Genomic DNA, 15,129 nt, shown 5'->3' with positions numbered 1-15,129 from the left:
GCGGTTTCGCCCCCAACTCAGCCGCTCCGACCAATTGAAAAAAAGACAGCATAGCGCTGCCTTTTTTACATATCATGATCTGATTTTTGGTTTTGCCGCGAATGATTCCGCTGCTTAACTTTGTGTGAGCCTTGTAGTGGTTCGCCATATGGCTGTTTCGGACTTTGCGGCAAGTCTGGCTGTTTCTGCTGTTTTGGTCCTTTAGGTTTTCCACCCATGAGTCATTTCCTCCTTTACAGTTTCGCGTATAGCTTTTGAAGAAAAAGAGAACTCTATACAAAGAAACCATCTCAGGACGACGCCAAACCTTCACCACGTTTCCGGAAGCCGCTTTTTTTTAACATTTTTACATAAGGTATAAAGAAATTGATCATTAACCCTGATACGGTAGCATTAATGAGTGTGCCGATGCCAATTTCGCCACCAAACAGAAATGCCAGCACGACTAAAACGATACTGATTGATGCTCTTGCGAAGGCAACGTTCCATCCGGTCAACCTCGACACAACCAACATGGAACGATCCATGGGATTTGGTGCGATTGTTGACTGTAGGTAAATGGCTACCCCCAGCGCCATCAATACAATCCCCGACAGCAAGGCAGCCCATGCGCCAACCCACGTAACCGGCACAATAATATCGCGAAGTAAGAACAACCAGGTGTCAATCCCCGCTCCCGTCACAAATGAGGTAATTAAAGCAAAAAACTCCGGTCTCTTCCGCTCGGCCAGTGCATTACCAAGAATCATCGTCAATCCCACAACATATTCCCATGTACCTACAGTAAAGCCAAACGTTCGGTTCAAGCCGACCAAAAGCGCATCATACGGCGCAGCACCAAGCGTTGATTGAATTGTCAAAGCTATCCCTAAGGTTAGAATAAAGATCCCCGCCAGATAAAAATGAATCCCGGCACGAATTAGCCGCATGATGACCACTTCCTTTCCCAACGTTATATGAAAAAAATCGGCTTTTCACCATGAAATGATGGCGAGAAGCCTTTTTTCTGTTCGGTATTATCATCATTTTATTTTATCAAATTTCAGAACATATGTAAATAAACATTATAAAAATTCAAATAAAAAAGGACAAACACACCGGCCTACACATGCTTTTCCCAGATCACATACTTTAATAATAAGGCGGAGAGGAGGTGTAGAATGAACAGAGCACAACTGTATGACTTAATTGGGCTTGGCATTTTGATTATTATTCCGCTCGTCCTAGTCATTTTCCTGAACAATTCTGACCAATCCAATTCACCAAATGGCGATCAAAATGGGCAGGAAATTTACTGGGGGGTCGATTCCGCTAGCAGTTCGGATAAGGGTTTATATCAGTGTACTGCTGATAACTATGGCACTCCCGCTGTTTGGGGACGCTACCTCGGTGATAAGGAAGACGTATCGGTCGGCTTAGATAAAGAAGAAGTAGCTTTCCTCCATGACAAAGATATGCAAATCCTTCTCATTTATAACCATTTCACAGATGCCACCGGATATGACCATGGTGTTGAGGAAGCCAAAAAAGCAATAGAATACGCAAACAATGTTAACGCCCCAAAAGGTGTAGCCATTTTCGGTGATATCGAGCCTAGCTTCCCGGTTGACTCGGCCTTTATGGAAGGCTGGTATGACACACTGGCCGATTCGAAATATAAACCGGGGTTATACGGCGTTTTTAACAAAGGTAGTGCCATTCTCGAAGCCTACAACGCTATGGAGAAAGAAGCACAGAAAAACACTGTCGTATGGACCGCCCATCCACAACAAGAACCAACCTCTAAATCAAACGCTCCCGACTATAAACCGCAAGGACCGGAAAACGCCATGCTGTATGGCTGGCAATATGGAATCGAAGCCGACAAGTGTGCCATTGACACAAACCTATTCCAGGATGACATGCTCGATTATTTATGGTAAGTATCCTCAGGAAAATTTAGACACTCGCCTCCCCTTACAGCATGTACCTTGACAATACGAAAAAAGGAAGCCCGAGAAAGAAGGCTTCCTTTTAACATGCACACTATTCTTTTACCCATTCATTCACAAGATCCTGATTATCCTTAATCCATTTCCGCGCACCTTCAATTGGTTCTTCCGCATCATTTACATACGTCATAAGCTCACCGATTTGCTTATCATCCAATTTCCAGTTTTTCATCCACTGACTCACTTTTGGAAAGTCGTCAGCAAATCCTTGGCGTGTCGCATGGTAAATCTTTTCCGTCTGACCATACACATTTTTTGGATCTTCGAGGAATTTCAGGTCGTACTGGGAAAATACACGATGCGGACTCCAAAGCGGGGAGACAATTGGTTCCTCATTGGAAATGGCATCGTCAATGGCCGTAATCATTGCCGGCTCCGAACTTGGCATGAGTTCATAATCAAGATTGTATTCCGAAATGACGTCCTCTTTGGTCACTACCATGGTACCGGCACCGGAATCAAAACCTGTAATTTCTCCACCAAACATATCCTTTTTCGCATTCAGTTCGTCTATACTATCGATATCTAAATAGCTAGGAACAACCAAGCCTACTTTAGCATTATCATACCATGCATTCTCCGCGAAAAATACTTCATCTTTGTATTTTTCCAAATACGCCTTATCCTGGACCGGGAGCCATACTTCCAGATTGACATCCAAATCACCTGAAGCCAAGGATTGCATGATAACACCCATATCAAGCAATTTTAAATCTACATCATACCCTTTGTCTTCTAGAATAACTTTCCACATGTTCGAGACAGCGATATTTTCGGCCCAATTAATTTGTGCCATTTCAATCGTTCCTTTATTTTCGGACGATCCATCTTCAGATTCCGCTGCACTTGAATCTGAATTACCCCCACAAGCTGCCAACACGACGACTAATACAAAACCTAGTACAACAAGTTTACTTTTCATAAAATGCATAAAAGTGACATCCTCTCCATTCTATCTTTTGATTTTCTGACTTTTAGGTAAAAATTCAAAAATCTCTTCTGACCGAATACTTGCGACAAGCCGCTCCAGCCAGCAATAATATGTTTTAGAAAGATTTAGCTGTTCATAGACTGCTCGTGCTTCGTCGACTAATTCCGCCGATACTTTCTCATCCTCAATAATTTGGTCCAATTCGAATTCTGCTTGTTTAATTGCCTCCATATTCATTTTTGCTTCGCGGTCCCACATCTTGCAGAAATAGGACATAAATGAATGAAAGAAATTTTTTTCTGCTGCATACGAATGCTTGCGCGACCCACGCTGGAATTTCTTTTTGACCATTTCAATTTCCTGTAGTTTACGAACGCTTGTACTCATGCTCGGTTTGCTCATATCAAGTTCTTCCCGCATTTGATCAAGATTCATCTGGTCCTTAAAGTACATCGTCGCGTATAACTTACCGGCTGCCGGGGTCACACCGTATACATCCATTGTTTCAGCGATGGCCTCGATAACATGCCCTTTTGCGTTTTCCAATTTATTCCTGGCCATCTTATCATTGGAATCTGCCATATCTTCACCTGGCCTTCACTTAATTAAATTAGTTAAATAATTTCTTTACAGATTTAATCATACCGTATTTTTTATAGATGTCAATCGGTGATTCTAATTTTTTCTTAAATTCACTCATATAAAACTCCCGCCCCTGCCTTTGACAAAATAATGTAAGCATGATAAGTTATGTTCATTCAAAATATTAAATATTCATTTAATGGTCTTAATCAGTCAAGGAGGTTGGCGATGAATATGAAAAAGCAATATATAGATGGGGCATGGGTAACATCGAAGGCCGGTGCCGTCCGTGACATCATTAACCCTTATAACCAAGAAATAATTGCAAAAGTAACTGAAGGCGATGAATCTGATACAAAAGATGCAATTGCTGCTGCAAGAAAGGCTTTTGACAGAGGGGACTGGTCAGCCACCCCCGCCACCGAACGCGGAAAAATCGTCCATAAAATAGCAGATTTTATTGAGCGGGATAGAGAAGAACTGGCTGAATTGGAGTCCCTTGATACCGGAAAAACGGTGGAAGAAAGTCGTGGCGATATGGATGATATTGCTGGTGTCTTCCGTTACTATGCGGAAATGGCTGATAAAGATGGTGGTGAAATCATTGATTCCCCAATCCCAAATTCTATCAGCAAAGTCGTTCGGGAGCCAGTCGGGGTATGCGGTCAGATTACACCGTGGAATTATCCGCTTCTGCAAGCATCCTGGAAATTAGCGCCGGCGCTTGCTGCAGGCAACACGCTTATCATGAAGCCGAGCGAAATAACGCCATTGACATCCATTAAAGTATTCGAATTAATGGAGGAAGCCGGTGTACCAAGCGGTGTGGCCAACCTTGTTCTCGGTCCAGGCAATTCCGTCGGGGCAGAGCTTTCTGTTAGCGACGATGTAGACTTAATTTCATTTACAGGCGGCATTGCAACCGGTAAGAAAATCATGCAGGCAGCCAGTTCTAATGTTAAAAAACTGGCACTGGAGCTTGGCGGCAAAAATCCAAATGTTGTGTTTGCCGATGCTGATTTTGAAACTGCTGTTGATCAGGCGATGAACGCGGTATTTTTCCATGCTGGCCAAATCTGTTCAGCAGGTACACGGCTCATCGTGGAAGAGAGCATTCATGATGAATTCGTGGAGGCACTGGCTGACAGGGTCGGAAAAATCCGGCTTGGCAGCGGCTTTGATGAATCCACCCAGATGGGGCCACTTATTTCACAAGAACATTTGGACAAAGTCGTTGACTACGTAGAAAAAGGTAAGCAGGAGGGAGCAACAGTCGCTGTCGGCGGTGAGCGTCCTGATGATCCGGAACTGCAGGGCGGATTTTTCTATCTACCTACGATTCTAACAAACTGTACGACAGACATGAGCGTTGTACAAAACGAAGGCTTCGGACCGGTCATTACTGTAGAAAAATTCAGTACGGAAGAAGAAGCAGTTAAATTAGCGAATAACTCTATTTACGGGCTTTCCGGCGGTGTCTTTACGAATGATATTGCCAAGGCTGAACGCTGTGTTGCCAACATGCGCATGGGTACCGTTTGGATAAACGAGTTCAACCTATACTTTCCGCATGCACCTTGGGGCGGGTTTAAACAATCCGGTATCGGCCGTGAACTTGGTAAACCCGGCCTGGAAGAGTATCAGGAAACAAAACATATTTTCCAGAACCTGAAGCCTGAACCACTGCATTGGTTCTAATCATTGGAATGCGGGTAGCAACTTGGCGTGATGCCAAGTTGCTTTTTCGTGATTTCTTTGGGGTCGATTTTATGAACTTTATCATTTTAGTTGTGAACTTTAGCGGATTTACTGTGAACTTTATCATTTTAGTTGTGAACTTTAGCGAATTCATTGTGAACTTTATCATTTAACAGTTTTTCAATGTCCAGTTTGTACCTTCTACCACTCGTTTTGCCGAATTCCTGAAAATATTCTTTCTGTATCAGCCGTTTCGTCGTATGAATAGAATCGAGTTGCAACCAATCTCTCGCCTGCCGATTATTAATATACTTTCCGACCAATAAAGCATAGTCTGCTAACGCCGGACGATGCGTTGTTTTCGAGGCACAGCTACAGTTGACACACTGCCACTTTCCACTTTTCCATTTCATTGGCACAGCGCCACATCCGGGACAATAAACGCCTTTGATCCAATCACTATAATAAAAATTCCCCATTCCACTAGATTCTTCAGGTACATGGTCATTAAGCAGCATCCAGGAAAGCTTCATTAATTGATCCTCAGTAATTAACGAAAACTGATGTTTATTCATGAATCCTTTAATTTTAGGGAGTACACTATCACGATGCATCACGATTTCCGAAACAACTTGATTGCTAGTAAGATTTCGTAGGTAGGTGTCATCACGGCTATAGACAACGATCTTTTCGATTGGGACAGGGGGAAATTCATGAATGCGAAGCCAGCTTAACAATCGTTGATGCTGCAGTTTAATTTGTTCAAGTGGATTGGTGAAAACTTCTACATTTCCATCCATTTCTCGATACGTTTGGCTCATATCATCAAAGTGCATATTACCATAAACGTTTTTAACTTCTATAATGAGATAGAAACAACGGGAGAGCAGAAGAAAATCCATTTGAAAATGACCATTCTTATCAGGAAGCCTTATATAGTGATGGATGAAGAATTCTTTTTCAGGGAGAAAATCAAGGTGATATTTGAGGGATTTTTCGCCTTTATAACCCGAGAGAAGATTAGCGGCCCGCCGACTGATTTTATACTTAAAAGGGTGATGAGGCGGAGTGCGTCGGTCTAATGCATCTGCCTGCAGGATATGCGCTGGAATAACAATTGGTTTGATGAACAAAAACACAACCTCCCTATTTCATTTTACTACTCTATTCGACAAAAGTTTATAAAACCCTGCATCCCCCGCAATAACGTCTTTTATAGCAACTTCAGCCAAACCCCTTTGAACCCCGCCCCCCAAATTCGCACTCAATCCCAATATTCCGGGTCTGCCATCCGCATTTCTTCCACGGTATCTTCCAAGTCCGATGGCGTGATCAAAAATAACGGGTAATCACCGTCGTATGCATGTGCTTCTTGGTAAAAATATCGGTTGCTGCCGGGGAATTCCTCGTCCAACAGCAACAAACAGCCGTCACTTTTGTCAATCAGCCATTTATTGCTCGCCTGGTACTGATACGGCCCGCTATAGCCACCTTTATAGAGGGGACGGCAAAAGTCGGCAGTTGCGGTTAGTTCCTGGTAAACCTGCTGAACATGCTCGGGCCAGCGCTCGTCCTGATTTTCAAATGGCGGGATAACCGCCAGCTTTAGACCATACACTTCCCTTAATTCCAGTACAATCTCGCCAGCCCATAGCTCAACCCCCATCTTGCCGGAGATGATGACCCACTCCAGCCCTTCTTCGATGAATGCAATCAACCGTTTCTCAATCGCTGCTTTAATATAAGTAATCCGCACATCATCCGGTTTAAAAATATTCAATTCCATTGGTTTGTACCCCGTCACAGCCAATACTTTCATCCTGTCTTCCACTTCCTATCGTCTTAATCTACCCGTCCTTTTTCGAAAATCGGTCCGTCATACACGTACGTATGGTATTCACCGGATTCACCCATCGGACAAACATCGGAATAAGTTATAATGTCATTAATGAAGGCTTCGTCCAGCTCACGACCGACCCAGCTTTGTGGGAGTTTTTCCGAATCTACCTTAATCACTTCGGCACGGAAACCTAATGATACAATTTTCCGCAATAACGCCGCCACCTCGGACGCGTCAGCCCAGAGCGGATAGACGGCCTCAACACCGGCACGCTCGGCAATCGTTTCTCCCCATTCCCGGTGCCCGTCCAAATAAATGTCACCAAAAGCAATTCCATCGATACCGTAAAGACGTTTCATTTCACCAATATGAAAAACAAAATCATCCGCATACGTGCTAAAATCCGTTTCAATAAAGTGCACCGGTATCCCAAGCCGCTCCGCCTGTTCATGGATACGAGAATGCTCCTCCTCGTGAGCCACGGTCGTCTGCGGATGTTTCCAAGCTGTTGTAAGCAGACATTTTACAGCAATGCCCTCCTGCTGCAGATAATAAAGCGCTAGACAACTATCCTTCCCCCCACTAAAAGACAATGCAACTTGTGTAGGCATCAGACACCGCTCCCTTTCCGTAAATATACTGTCATTCTAACACCGCCCAAATCAAAACAACAGTCACAATCGGTAAAAGCGACACGTATTTTCATAAATCTGCCGGTAAACGTCATCGACCGACATCCGCTTTAAGTCGGACATTTCCCGAATGGAATGGTGAATCATCACAGGGTGCGTCATTTTCCCTTTCAATATCCCTTCAAATGACCACGGTCCATCCGTCTCCACCATCATCTTTTCCAGCGGGTACGTCAAGACCAAATCTCGCGTTCGCTGCTTATATAATATATCCGGTGTTAGGGAAAAGAACAAAGGCGCAAGCGCCCGGTTAGCGACGTACGGACTGGACTGAGCCGCAGGAGATAAAGGAAACACGACGACCATAGGGAGTCGATGTTGACTTATCGGACGGAGGTGAAGGAAGTCTCGCTAGTCGCTGGGCGCTGGAGCCGGACGTGGCCTAACCCTGCAAGTACATGCTATATCGCTATATTTTATAGTTTCTTATCCTTTAAAATAGTCGTTTGCACGCAGCCGTTCAACCGTTCGCCCATCTCCTTTAAACCAATGGAAATGCGCCTTGGCAGCCGAATGCTTTTCCAATAGGTCACATACCATTGGCGCATCGTCATAGATGGCATGCAGAACAATCGGCTTATCCAGCTCAACCGCCTTTTGTATAAACGCTTCTAAAACGTCCGTATACGCCTCCAGTGAAGTCACTTTGCCTTCTTGGCGCAGATAATAGGGAAGTCCAATTTCCCCGACAGCAGTAAGTTCGTGCTGGTGACGATCTATAAGACGCAGCAAATTACCCACAACTTCATCAGATGGAAGCGATTGTTCCGGATGATAACCAATTGCTGATTTGATCCGGCTGTCCTGCCATGCCAACTGTAAATTTTCCCGTGCGGAGTCCAGATGGCTGGATACGGAAATAAGTGCATCCACACCGCTTGATTCCATGTCATCAAGGATCCGTGAACGCTCGTCTGGATGATACATGTCCATATGAATATGCGCATCAATGATTCGAGCAGACATCGTTACCACGCTCCTTTCTAATTACAGAAAACCGCCTTTCTTCTATATTACCAGTCTCAAAAGCGCCCTAGCCAATTCATTAGCAAAAATTCCAGCAAATAATTGGATTGATTTAGATTTTTCAGATACCATAGTAGTATTCCATGAGGAGAGGAGTAATGCTATGGAATCGGTATCCAACAACCTTCAACAAACACTCGAAGCTGTTTTCAACCACTTGCATACCCACCCGGAAATCAGCTGGGAAGAACATGACACAACAGCATATATCAAACAACTATTTGAACCATATGATTGCCACATCACAACATTCGACGACTCACCGGGCCTTGTCATCGAGATTGGACACGGGAAACCGGTGATTGGGCTGCGTGCCGATATTGACGCGTTATGGCAAGAGGTCAATGGTAAATTCCAGGCTAACCATTCGTGTGGTCATGACGCCCATATGACAATTGTGATTGGTACACTGCTGACCCTGCTTGAAAACGGGTATCCGGATCAGGGGACGTTTCGGTTCATTTTTCAGCCGGCAGAAGAAAAAGGAACCGGTGCTTTGGCGTTTGTCGAAAAAGGCATCGTGGATGATGTCGACTTCTTGTACGGAATGCACTTGCGCCCTGTTGAGGAACTCGGTCATGAGCAATTCGCACCGGCAATTCGGCATGGGGCTGCCAGGTTTTTGAAAGGAACGATTCGTGGTGATGATGCCCATGGTGCCCGACCACATTTGAATGCAAATGCCATCGAAATCGGCGCAGAATTCGTACAGCACTTAAATAATATTCATATTAACCCGATGGTTCCGCATTCCGCGAAAATGACGGCTTTTCAGGCTGACGGTGGGAGTACCAATATTATACCCGGAAGTGCTACGTTCTCGCTTGATTTGCGTGCGCAGACGAACGATGCAATGCGGCAGCTCACTGAAAAAATAGAACTCATTGCCAACATGCTTGCTGACTACCATCACGTATCCATCGATCTGGAAACAGGTGCAAACATTGCCGCCGCTGTCACTAATGACGAAGCAATCCAAGTGATGACAGATGCCATAACAACAAGTGCCGGTGAAAACAAACTAAAAAACGCCATCACGACAACCGGCGGCGACGATTTTCATTTTTATACGATTAAAAGGCCGCACTTAAAAGCAACGATGCTGGCAATCGGATGTGACTTAACACCTGGCTTGCACCACCCAGACATGACATTCAAGCGTGAAATTATTCCGCAAGCTGTTCAGGTGTTAGCAACCGCCTTGACCAAAACAGGTAAAACTTACGCACAATGAAAGGAGACAGCAGCCAATGACAGATACCATCACCATCAAGCAGCTGACGACAATGGATGAATTATACCAAATGCAGCAAGTGGAACAAGCCGTATGGGACATCTCCCCTAACCCGGTTCATCAGACCTACACCGCTTTGAATAACGGTGGTATTATCCTGGGGGCCTTTGACGGGGAAAAAATGATTGGCTTTCTGTACAGCTTTGCCGGTTTTGATGGAATCAAGCCATATCTTTGCTCCCATATGATGGGATTTGTGCCTGGCTATCGACAACAAGGACTGGGTAAAAAGATGAAGCTAAAGCAGTTTGACATCGCAAGGAATAAAGGCTATCCGCTAATCACCTGGACGTATGATCCGCTTGAAAGCAGGAATGCCTACTTGAATTTACATCAACTTGGTGCAACCGGGGCCTATTACAAGCCAAATTATTACGGGGCGATGACGGACAAACTGAACAAGGGCCTCTTGACTGATCGTTTTCAAATTGAATGGGACCTTACCGAAAAGACACCTACTCCCGCCGTCAGTCTGGATACGAATCGACTGCTGGTCTACCTCAGTGCAAATGGTGAGCCGGTTTCTAATCTGTCCATTTTTGATACTAAGCAGCCCGGTTGGTTCGTCCCCATTCCGGAAAACTTTCAAGCCATGAAAGAGGAAAATATGACGCTTGCTAAAAAATGGCGTAAAGTAACCGGTGACGTGTTCCAAGCCCTGTTTGATGCAGGCTATACAGCAAATGACCTCTTGCGCGACCAAACACAGGAGACCAGCTATTACTATTTTTCCAGACAGTAAAACGATTAATCGGGAGGCTATAATATGACAATACCAATGAAACAAATAAAACTGAGACACTTGAGAATGATGCTGAACAACCCATTCACAACCAGCTTCGGCACGCTTCAGGAAAAAGAATTTTTTATCACAGAAATCTCGGATGATGAAGGACGCCGCGGCTTCGGGGAATCGGTCGCCTTCACAAGCCCGTGGTATAGTGAAGAGACCGTTACAACGAACTATCACATCATGAAAGATTTTTTAATTAACCTGCTAAAGGAAAATGACATCACGCACCCGGATGATGTCCTGGAAGCCTTTAAACCGATCAAACGCAATCATATGGCTAAAGCTGCCTTGGAAGGTGCTGTATGGGACCTGTATGCCAAGCAGAACAATATTCCGCTAGCGGAAGCACTTGGCGGAACCAAAAAAGAAATTGACGTTGGTATCAGCATCGGGATCAAGCCAAGTGTGGAAGACCTAATCGAGACAATCAGCCGCCATGTTCATGAAGGGTATAAGCGGATTAAAGTGAAAATAAAGCCTGGATGGGATTACGACGTGCTTCGCGAAGTCAGAAAACACTTCCCTGACACACCAATTATGGCTGATGCCAATTCCGCGTATACACTAGAAGACTTGGAACAACTGAAAAAGCTGGATGAATTGGATTTAATGATGATTGAACAGCCACTGGCACATGATGACATCGCTGATCATGCGAAATTACAGGCTGAAATGCGGACACCTATCTGCCTTGATGAAAGCATTCATTCATTAGAGGATACTAGAAAGGCTATTGAACTTGGCAGCTGTAAAATTATCAACATTAAAATCGGTAGGGTCGGCGGTCTGACCGAAGCAAAACGGATTCACGATTTGTGCAGGCAACATGGTGTCGATGTTTGGTGCGGCGGTATGCTCGAAGCCGGCGTTGGTCGTGCACATAATATTGCCTTGACCACATTGCCGCAATTTGTTCTGCCTGGTGACACAGCTGGATCCTCCCTCTACTGGAAAAAGGATATTATTAAACCCGAAGTCACTGTTGTTAATGGTGTCATTACCGTCCCTGATAAACCAGGAATTGGCTATGATATTGATGACGAGGCACTGGAATCCTTCACTGTTGATGAGGAAGTCTTCCAACTGTAGCCTTTCACCCATGCAAAAAAGCCCCGCACATAATCCTGTGCAGGGCTTTTCGCACTCCTATTACTTTGTGAATGTTTTACTCAGAAATGTTTCAGTTAGCTTGGTAACGATTTGTTTTTTACGGGAGACAACACCTTTTAATAAAGCACGGTTGTTATCATCGAGCGTTACATCAAAGGCTTTTTCGACATTGTCTTTTGCACTTCCTAATGCAAGCGCATCTGAGTCATTATTTAAAATATCGGTGGCGACAAACAGGAACAAATCAAGATTTTTATCGCTGATGAACTGTTCCATTTCCTTCTCTATTGCCGCTTGGGATGCGTAGATCTGGTTGGTGTCAACAGCATTAACTTGTGCGATTTGTACTTTTGCATCACCCATTGTAAATTCTTTTGCGTCCATTGTAATTAAATCGTGTGCAGATTTATCGCTTAAGTCTGCACCAGCCTTTAACATTTCAAGTCCGTACGTCTCCAGGTCCACACCGGCAATCTCCGCCAGTTCATGTGCTGCATCAATATCCACCTGCGTACACGTTGGTGACTTAAGCAGCAACGAATCCGAGATGATTGCCGACAGCAGCAGACCGGCATTTTTTTTAGAAACGATAACGCCGCTTTCTTTGTGCATTTTATTTAAAATGGTTGCCGTGCATCCCACTGGCTCCGATCGGAAATAGAGTGGCTCTTTCGTTTCAAAGTTGGAAACACGATGGTGGTCGATTACTTCAGAAATACGCACATCCTGAATATTATCGACACTCTGCTGGAATTCATTATGATCGACTAAAATGACATTCTTGACATCATCGTCCACTTTTTTAATAAGTGGTGGTACTTCTACACCAAAATAATCAAGCGCAAATTGTGTTTCTTTATTAACTTCACCAAGTCTTGCGGGATGTGCATTCACACCAAGCTCTTTTTTCAAATCTGCATAGACCAACGCAGAACAAATGCTATCGGTGTCAGGGCTTTTGTGTCCGAAAATCAATGTTTTATCCATATCCATTCTCCTTTAGTACAGTTTTCTGCTGTCCATACCATAGATTATCATAAAAATATGTCGATTGAACAATATTTTGTTGGTTTTCAACATTTCGTTACACATTATAACTTATCATAAACATTATCATTCATTTAATGCAATATCAAGGTCATGAACCACAAGGTAAAGTTTCGGATCTGGTATCATTCTGCCAATTCCTATATATGCTTAAAATGGATAGTTAGTGCCCTGTTCTCAAGCGTATCGCAATTTCTGTTTATTCCATATAATATGATACATAAGGTGTACTGGTTTTTGTGCTTTTATATAAAGCTAGCTTCAGTAGCTTTCATTGTACCACTTGATAATAGACTGCCTAATCAATCCTTCCCCTGTTTCCTGCACCCCAAAACCGCCGACATAAACAACACGTACATAATATTCATGTCCGCTTCTGAACCTAACCAAACAATAATTTTCTTTTGGGGAAGGAACTATTTCCACAATGGATTCATCCTGGTAATGGTCACGTATTTTTTCCTTTTCGCTCTCCTCCAATTCCCATTGAGCTGTAGTATCACTCATTTTCCGAGGATTTGCTTGTGACTTGTTTGCTGCTTTGGGGGTTAATATATCATGAATGTTTTGGAGGAGACGGATATTTTCTGCAAATCCGATAAAAAACATGCCAATTACAAAACCGCCCAATGCACAAGTTAAAAGAATCGACCAATTTGTTCCTGGACTCAATGCTAGCAACAAACCGATAATCACGCCTGCCACAATTTGCGCGGATCCAAGAACAAATAAAATTTTTGCGATTATATTTTCTTTCATTGCATGTTCGTCCCCTTTCCTATGGTTAATTTGATTATATAACAAGTTATCCCTTTATTTTCTACTTATTTTTTCTTATAGTTGAAACAGATAAAATAAATGTTCCATCAGTAAGGGGCTTTATCCCTCTCTAATGCGATCATCCTGCTCGTTCATGCAGGATAAACAGAAAGGATTTTTCCATGAAGAAATATATTGTTATCGGTTCAGGTATACTTGGTGCATCGGCCGCGTACAAACTGGCCAAAGCAGGTGCTGATGTCACTATTATTGACCGGCACCATACAGGCCAGGCTACCGATGCTGCAGCAGGCATCATCTGTCCATGGCTGTCTCAGCGCCGGAATAAAGCTTGGTATCAGCTTGCTAAAGGCGGCGCACGCATGTATCGGTCATTAATTGAAGAACTTGCTGAAGATGGTGAAACCGAAACAGGCTATGCACAGACCGGCGCCATCAGTATCCATAACGATCAGAAAAAACTCAACGCCATGAAAGAACGTGCCTTAAAACGCCGTGAAGATGCTCCAGAAATCGGGGATGTCACCCTGCTAGACCCAAATGAAACAAAAGCAATGTTTCCGCATCTTGATGATGGCTATGGAGCAGTTCATATTAGCGGTGGGGCCCGGGTCAATGGACGAGGTATCCGGAACTCCCTTATTCGCGGTGCACAAAAACATGGCGCAACAGTCATCAATGGTAATGCCGAATTACTACATGACGGTACAACAATCACCGGCGTTTCAATAAATGATCAGACCATAGAATGTGATCAAGTGATTGCCGCGTGTGGGGTCTGGATGGACGAACTTTTAAAACCCCTCCATATCCAGTTTAATGTCACACCCTTAAAAGCACAAATCTTGCATTTAAAAACACCAAATACGGATACATCTGATTGGCCTGTTGTGATGCCGCCAAATGACCAATTCATGCTGACATGGGACGACCGGATTCTTGTCGGTGCAACACATGAAGATGATGCTGGCTTTGATAGTCGCATTACTGCTGGTGGAATAAATGAGATTCTATCAAAAGCACTGGAAATTGCACCCGGATTGGCTGATAGTACCATTTTGGAAGCACGTGTCGGATTTCGTCCGCATACGCCAGGCTTTTTACCAGTCATCGGTCCCGTTTCAGGTGTTGATGGACTTCTGGTTGCCAACGGCCTTGGCTCATCAGGATTGACAACTGGACCTTTTGTTGGTCAGCAACTGGCTAACCTTGCACTGGAAGAGGAAGTGGAAATTAACCTTAGTGACTTTGATGTGGCTGGCGCTATTAACTAGTAATCACGGGCAATCGGTGTCCATCGTTTACAGAATAACAGCCGTTTGCTAATCTTAACACAGGGATGAGA

The 15,129-nt window shown here is 44.0% G+C and carries 17 protein-coding genes; 6 read left to right on the top strand and 11 right to left on the bottom strand.

Annotation, left to right across the window (positions count from 1 at the left end; genetic code table 11):
* Positions 1-65 precede the first annotated feature (65 nt).
* Positions 66-218: a small acid-soluble spore protein P gene (locus FFL34_RS12950; RefSeq protein WP_138603788.1), complete on the bottom strand. Its 153-nt coding sequence runs from the start codon at positions 216-218 to the stop codon at positions 66-68.
* Between the two features lie 72 nt (positions 219-290).
* On the bottom strand, positions 291-929 hold the full coding sequence (locus FFL34_RS12945; protein ID WP_234031497.1) for a YczE/YyaS/YitT family protein: 639 nt from the start codon (positions 927-929) through the stop codon (positions 291-293).
* A gap of 231 nt (positions 930-1,160) precedes the next feature.
* Here FFL34_RS12945 and FFL34_RS12940 point away from each other — a divergent pair, with 231 nt between their 5' ends.
* A complete protein-coding gene (locus FFL34_RS12940; RefSeq protein ID WP_138603787.1) occupies positions 1,161-1,922 on the top strand; it encodes a glycoside hydrolase domain-containing protein in 762 nt (253 codons plus the stop codon).
* A gap of 103 nt (positions 1,923-2,025) precedes the next feature.
* On the opposite strand, the gene FFL34_RS12935 is transcribed toward FFL34_RS12940, so the two are convergent.
* A complete protein-coding gene (locus FFL34_RS12935) occupies positions 2,026-2,922 on the bottom strand; it encodes a glycine betaine ABC transporter substrate-binding protein (protein ID WP_138603786.1) in 897 nt (298 codons plus the stop codon).
* 21 nt (positions 2,923-2,943) lie between these two features.
* Complete coding sequence (cudC, locus tag FFL34_RS12930) at positions 2,944-3,504, bottom strand: choline uptake/conversion transcriptional regulator CudC (RefSeq protein ID WP_138603785.1); 561 nt, start codon at positions 3,502-3,504, stop codon at positions 2,944-2,946.
* 228 nt (positions 3,505-3,732) lie between these two features.
* Between cudC and betB the strand changes: the two genes are divergently transcribed.
* Positions 3,733-5,202, top strand: coding sequence for a betaine-aldehyde dehydrogenase (gene betB / locus FFL34_RS12925; RefSeq protein WP_138603784.1), 1,470 nt, complete (start codon positions 3,733-3,735; stop codon positions 5,200-5,202).
* A 128-nt stretch (positions 5,203-5,330) separates the two neighbouring features.
* On the opposite strand, the gene FFL34_RS12920 is transcribed toward betB, so the two are convergent.
* From FFL34_RS12920 to FFL34_RS12900, 5 genes are all read right to left on the bottom strand, one after another.
* On the bottom strand, positions 5,331-6,335 hold the full coding sequence (locus FFL34_RS12920) for an NERD domain-containing protein (RefSeq protein ID WP_171046367.1): 1,005 nt from the start codon (positions 6,333-6,335) through the stop codon (positions 5,331-5,333).
* 131 nt (positions 6,336-6,466) lie between these two features.
* Positions 6,467-7,021, bottom strand: coding sequence for an SLOG family protein (locus tag FFL34_RS12915; protein WP_138603782.1), 555 nt, complete (start codon positions 7,019-7,021; stop codon positions 6,467-6,469).
* Between the two features lie 23 nt (positions 7,022-7,044).
* Positions 7,045-7,653, bottom strand: a complete 609-nt coding sequence (locus tag FFL34_RS12910; protein WP_138603781.1) for a Dph6-related ATP pyrophosphatase — start codon at positions 7,651-7,653, stop codon at positions 7,045-7,047.
* Positions 7,654-7,716: 63 nt separating this feature from the next.
* Positions 7,717-8,040 (bottom strand): TatD family hydrolase, encoded by a 324-nt coding sequence (locus FFL34_RS12905; RefSeq protein WP_138603780.1) that lies wholly within the window; start codon positions 8,038-8,040, stop codon positions 7,717-7,719.
* A 120-nt stretch (positions 8,041-8,160) separates the two neighbouring features.
* Positions 8,161-8,700 carry a TatD family hydrolase gene (locus tag FFL34_RS12900; protein ID WP_138603779.1) on the bottom strand — a complete coding sequence of 180 codons (540 nt, stop codon included), beginning with the start codon at positions 8,698-8,700 and terminating at the stop codon, positions 8,161-8,163.
* Between the two features lie 163 nt (positions 8,701-8,863).
* Between FFL34_RS12900 and FFL34_RS12895 the strand changes: the two genes are divergently transcribed.
* Genes FFL34_RS12895 through menC form a run of 3 tightly spaced genes read left to right on the top strand, consistent with a single transcriptional unit; the run spans position 8,864 to position 11,936 of the window.
* Complete coding sequence (locus tag FFL34_RS12895; RefSeq protein WP_138603778.1) at positions 8,864-9,994, top strand: M20 peptidase aminoacylase family protein; 1,131 nt, start codon at positions 8,864-8,866, stop codon at positions 9,992-9,994.
* A 16-nt stretch (positions 9,995-10,010) separates the two neighbouring features.
* Complete coding sequence (locus FFL34_RS12890; RefSeq protein WP_138603777.1) at positions 10,011-10,796, top strand: GNAT family N-acetyltransferase; 786 nt, start codon at positions 10,011-10,013, stop codon at positions 10,794-10,796.
* 24 nt (positions 10,797-10,820) lie between these two features.
* The gene (gene menC / locus FFL34_RS12885; RefSeq protein ID WP_171046365.1) at positions 10,821-11,936 is read left to right on the top strand and encodes an o-succinylbenzoate synthase; all 1,116 of its coding nucleotides are present in this window, start codon (positions 10,821-10,823) and stop codon (positions 11,934-11,936) included.
* Between the two features lie 60 nt (positions 11,937-11,996).
* Here menC and FFL34_RS12880 read toward each other — a convergent pair whose 3' ends face one another.
* Both FFL34_RS12880 and FFL34_RS12875 read right to left on the bottom strand, forming a co-directional pair.
* Positions 11,997-12,944: a manganese-dependent inorganic pyrophosphatase gene (locus tag FFL34_RS12880; protein ID WP_138603776.1), complete on the bottom strand. Its 948-nt coding sequence runs from the start codon at positions 12,942-12,944 to the stop codon at positions 11,997-11,999.
* Positions 12,945-13,265: 321 nt separating this feature from the next.
* Positions 13,266-13,763, bottom strand: a complete 498-nt coding sequence (locus tag FFL34_RS12875; RefSeq protein ID WP_138603775.1) for a hypothetical protein — start codon at positions 13,761-13,763, stop codon at positions 13,266-13,268.
* 182 nt (positions 13,764-13,945) lie between these two features.
* On the opposite strand from FFL34_RS12875, the gene FFL34_RS12870 reads away from it, so the two are divergent.
* On the top strand, positions 13,946-15,058 hold the full coding sequence (locus tag FFL34_RS12870; RefSeq protein WP_138603774.1) for an NAD(P)/FAD-dependent oxidoreductase: 1,113 nt from the start codon (positions 13,946-13,948) through the stop codon (positions 15,056-15,058).
* Positions 15,059-15,129 lie beyond the last annotated feature (71 nt).

The sequence above is a fragment of the Lentibacillus cibarius genome (assembly GCF_005887555.1).
Taxonomy (GTDB): Bacteria; Bacillota; Bacilli; order Bacillales; family Amphibacillaceae; genus Lentibacillus; species Lentibacillus cibarius.
Note: the sequence above shows the minus strand (reverse complement) of the source record. Positions and strands in the feature narration are given on the sequence as shown.

Coding starts and splice junctions, on each gene's coding strand:
- FFL34_RS12950 (WP_138603788.1), bottom strand. CDS start 218: ATGGGTGGAAAACCTAAAGGACCAAAACAGCAGAAACAGCCAGACTTG.
- FFL34_RS12945 (WP_234031497.1), bottom strand. CDS start 929: ATGCGGCTAATTCGTGCCGGGATTCATTTTTATCTGGCGGGGATCTTT.
- FFL34_RS12940 (WP_138603787.1), top strand. CDS start 1,161: ATGAACAGAGCACAACTGTATGACTTAATTGGGCTTGGCATTTTGATT.
- FFL34_RS12935 (WP_138603786.1), bottom strand. CDS start 2,922: ATGCATTTTATGAAAAGTAAACTTGTTGTACTAGGTTTTGTATTAGTC.
- cudC (WP_138603785.1), bottom strand. CDS start 3,504: ATGGCAGATTCCAATGATAAGATGGCCAGGAATAAATTGGAAAACGCA.
- betB (WP_138603784.1), top strand. CDS start 3,733: ATGAATATGAAAAAGCAATATATAGATGGGGCATGGGTAACATCGAAG.
- FFL34_RS12915 (WP_138603782.1), bottom strand. CDS start 7,021: ATGAAAGTATTGGCTGTGACGGGGTACAAACCAATGGAATTGAATATT.
- FFL34_RS12910 (WP_138603781.1), bottom strand. CDS start 7,653: ATGCCTACACAAGTTGCATTGTCTTTTAGTGGGGGGAAGGATAGTTGT.
- FFL34_RS12905 (WP_138603780.1), bottom strand. CDS start 8,040: ATGGTCGTCGTGTTTCCTTTATCTCCTGCGGCTCAGTCCAGTCCGTAC.
- FFL34_RS12900 (WP_138603779.1), bottom strand. CDS start 8,700: ATGTCTGCTCGAATCATTGATGCGCATATTCATATGGACATGTATCAT.
- FFL34_RS12895 (WP_138603778.1), top strand. CDS start 8,864: ATGGAATCGGTATCCAACAACCTTCAACAAACACTCGAAGCTGTTTTC.
- FFL34_RS12890 (WP_138603777.1), top strand. CDS start 10,011: ATGACAGATACCATCACCATCAAGCAGCTGACGACAATGGATGAATTA.
- menC (WP_171046365.1), top strand. CDS start 10,821: ATGACAATACCAATGAAACAAATAAAACTGAGACACTTGAGAATGATG.
- FFL34_RS12880 (WP_138603776.1), bottom strand. CDS start 12,944: ATGGATAAAACATTGATTTTCGGACACAAAAGCCCTGACACCGATAGC.
- FFL34_RS12875 (WP_138603775.1), bottom strand. CDS start 13,763: ATGAAAGAAAATATAATCGCAAAAATTTTATTTGTTCTTGGATCCGCG.
- FFL34_RS12870 (WP_138603774.1), top strand. CDS start 13,946: ATGAAGAAATATATTGTTATCGGTTCAGGTATACTTGGTGCATCGGCC.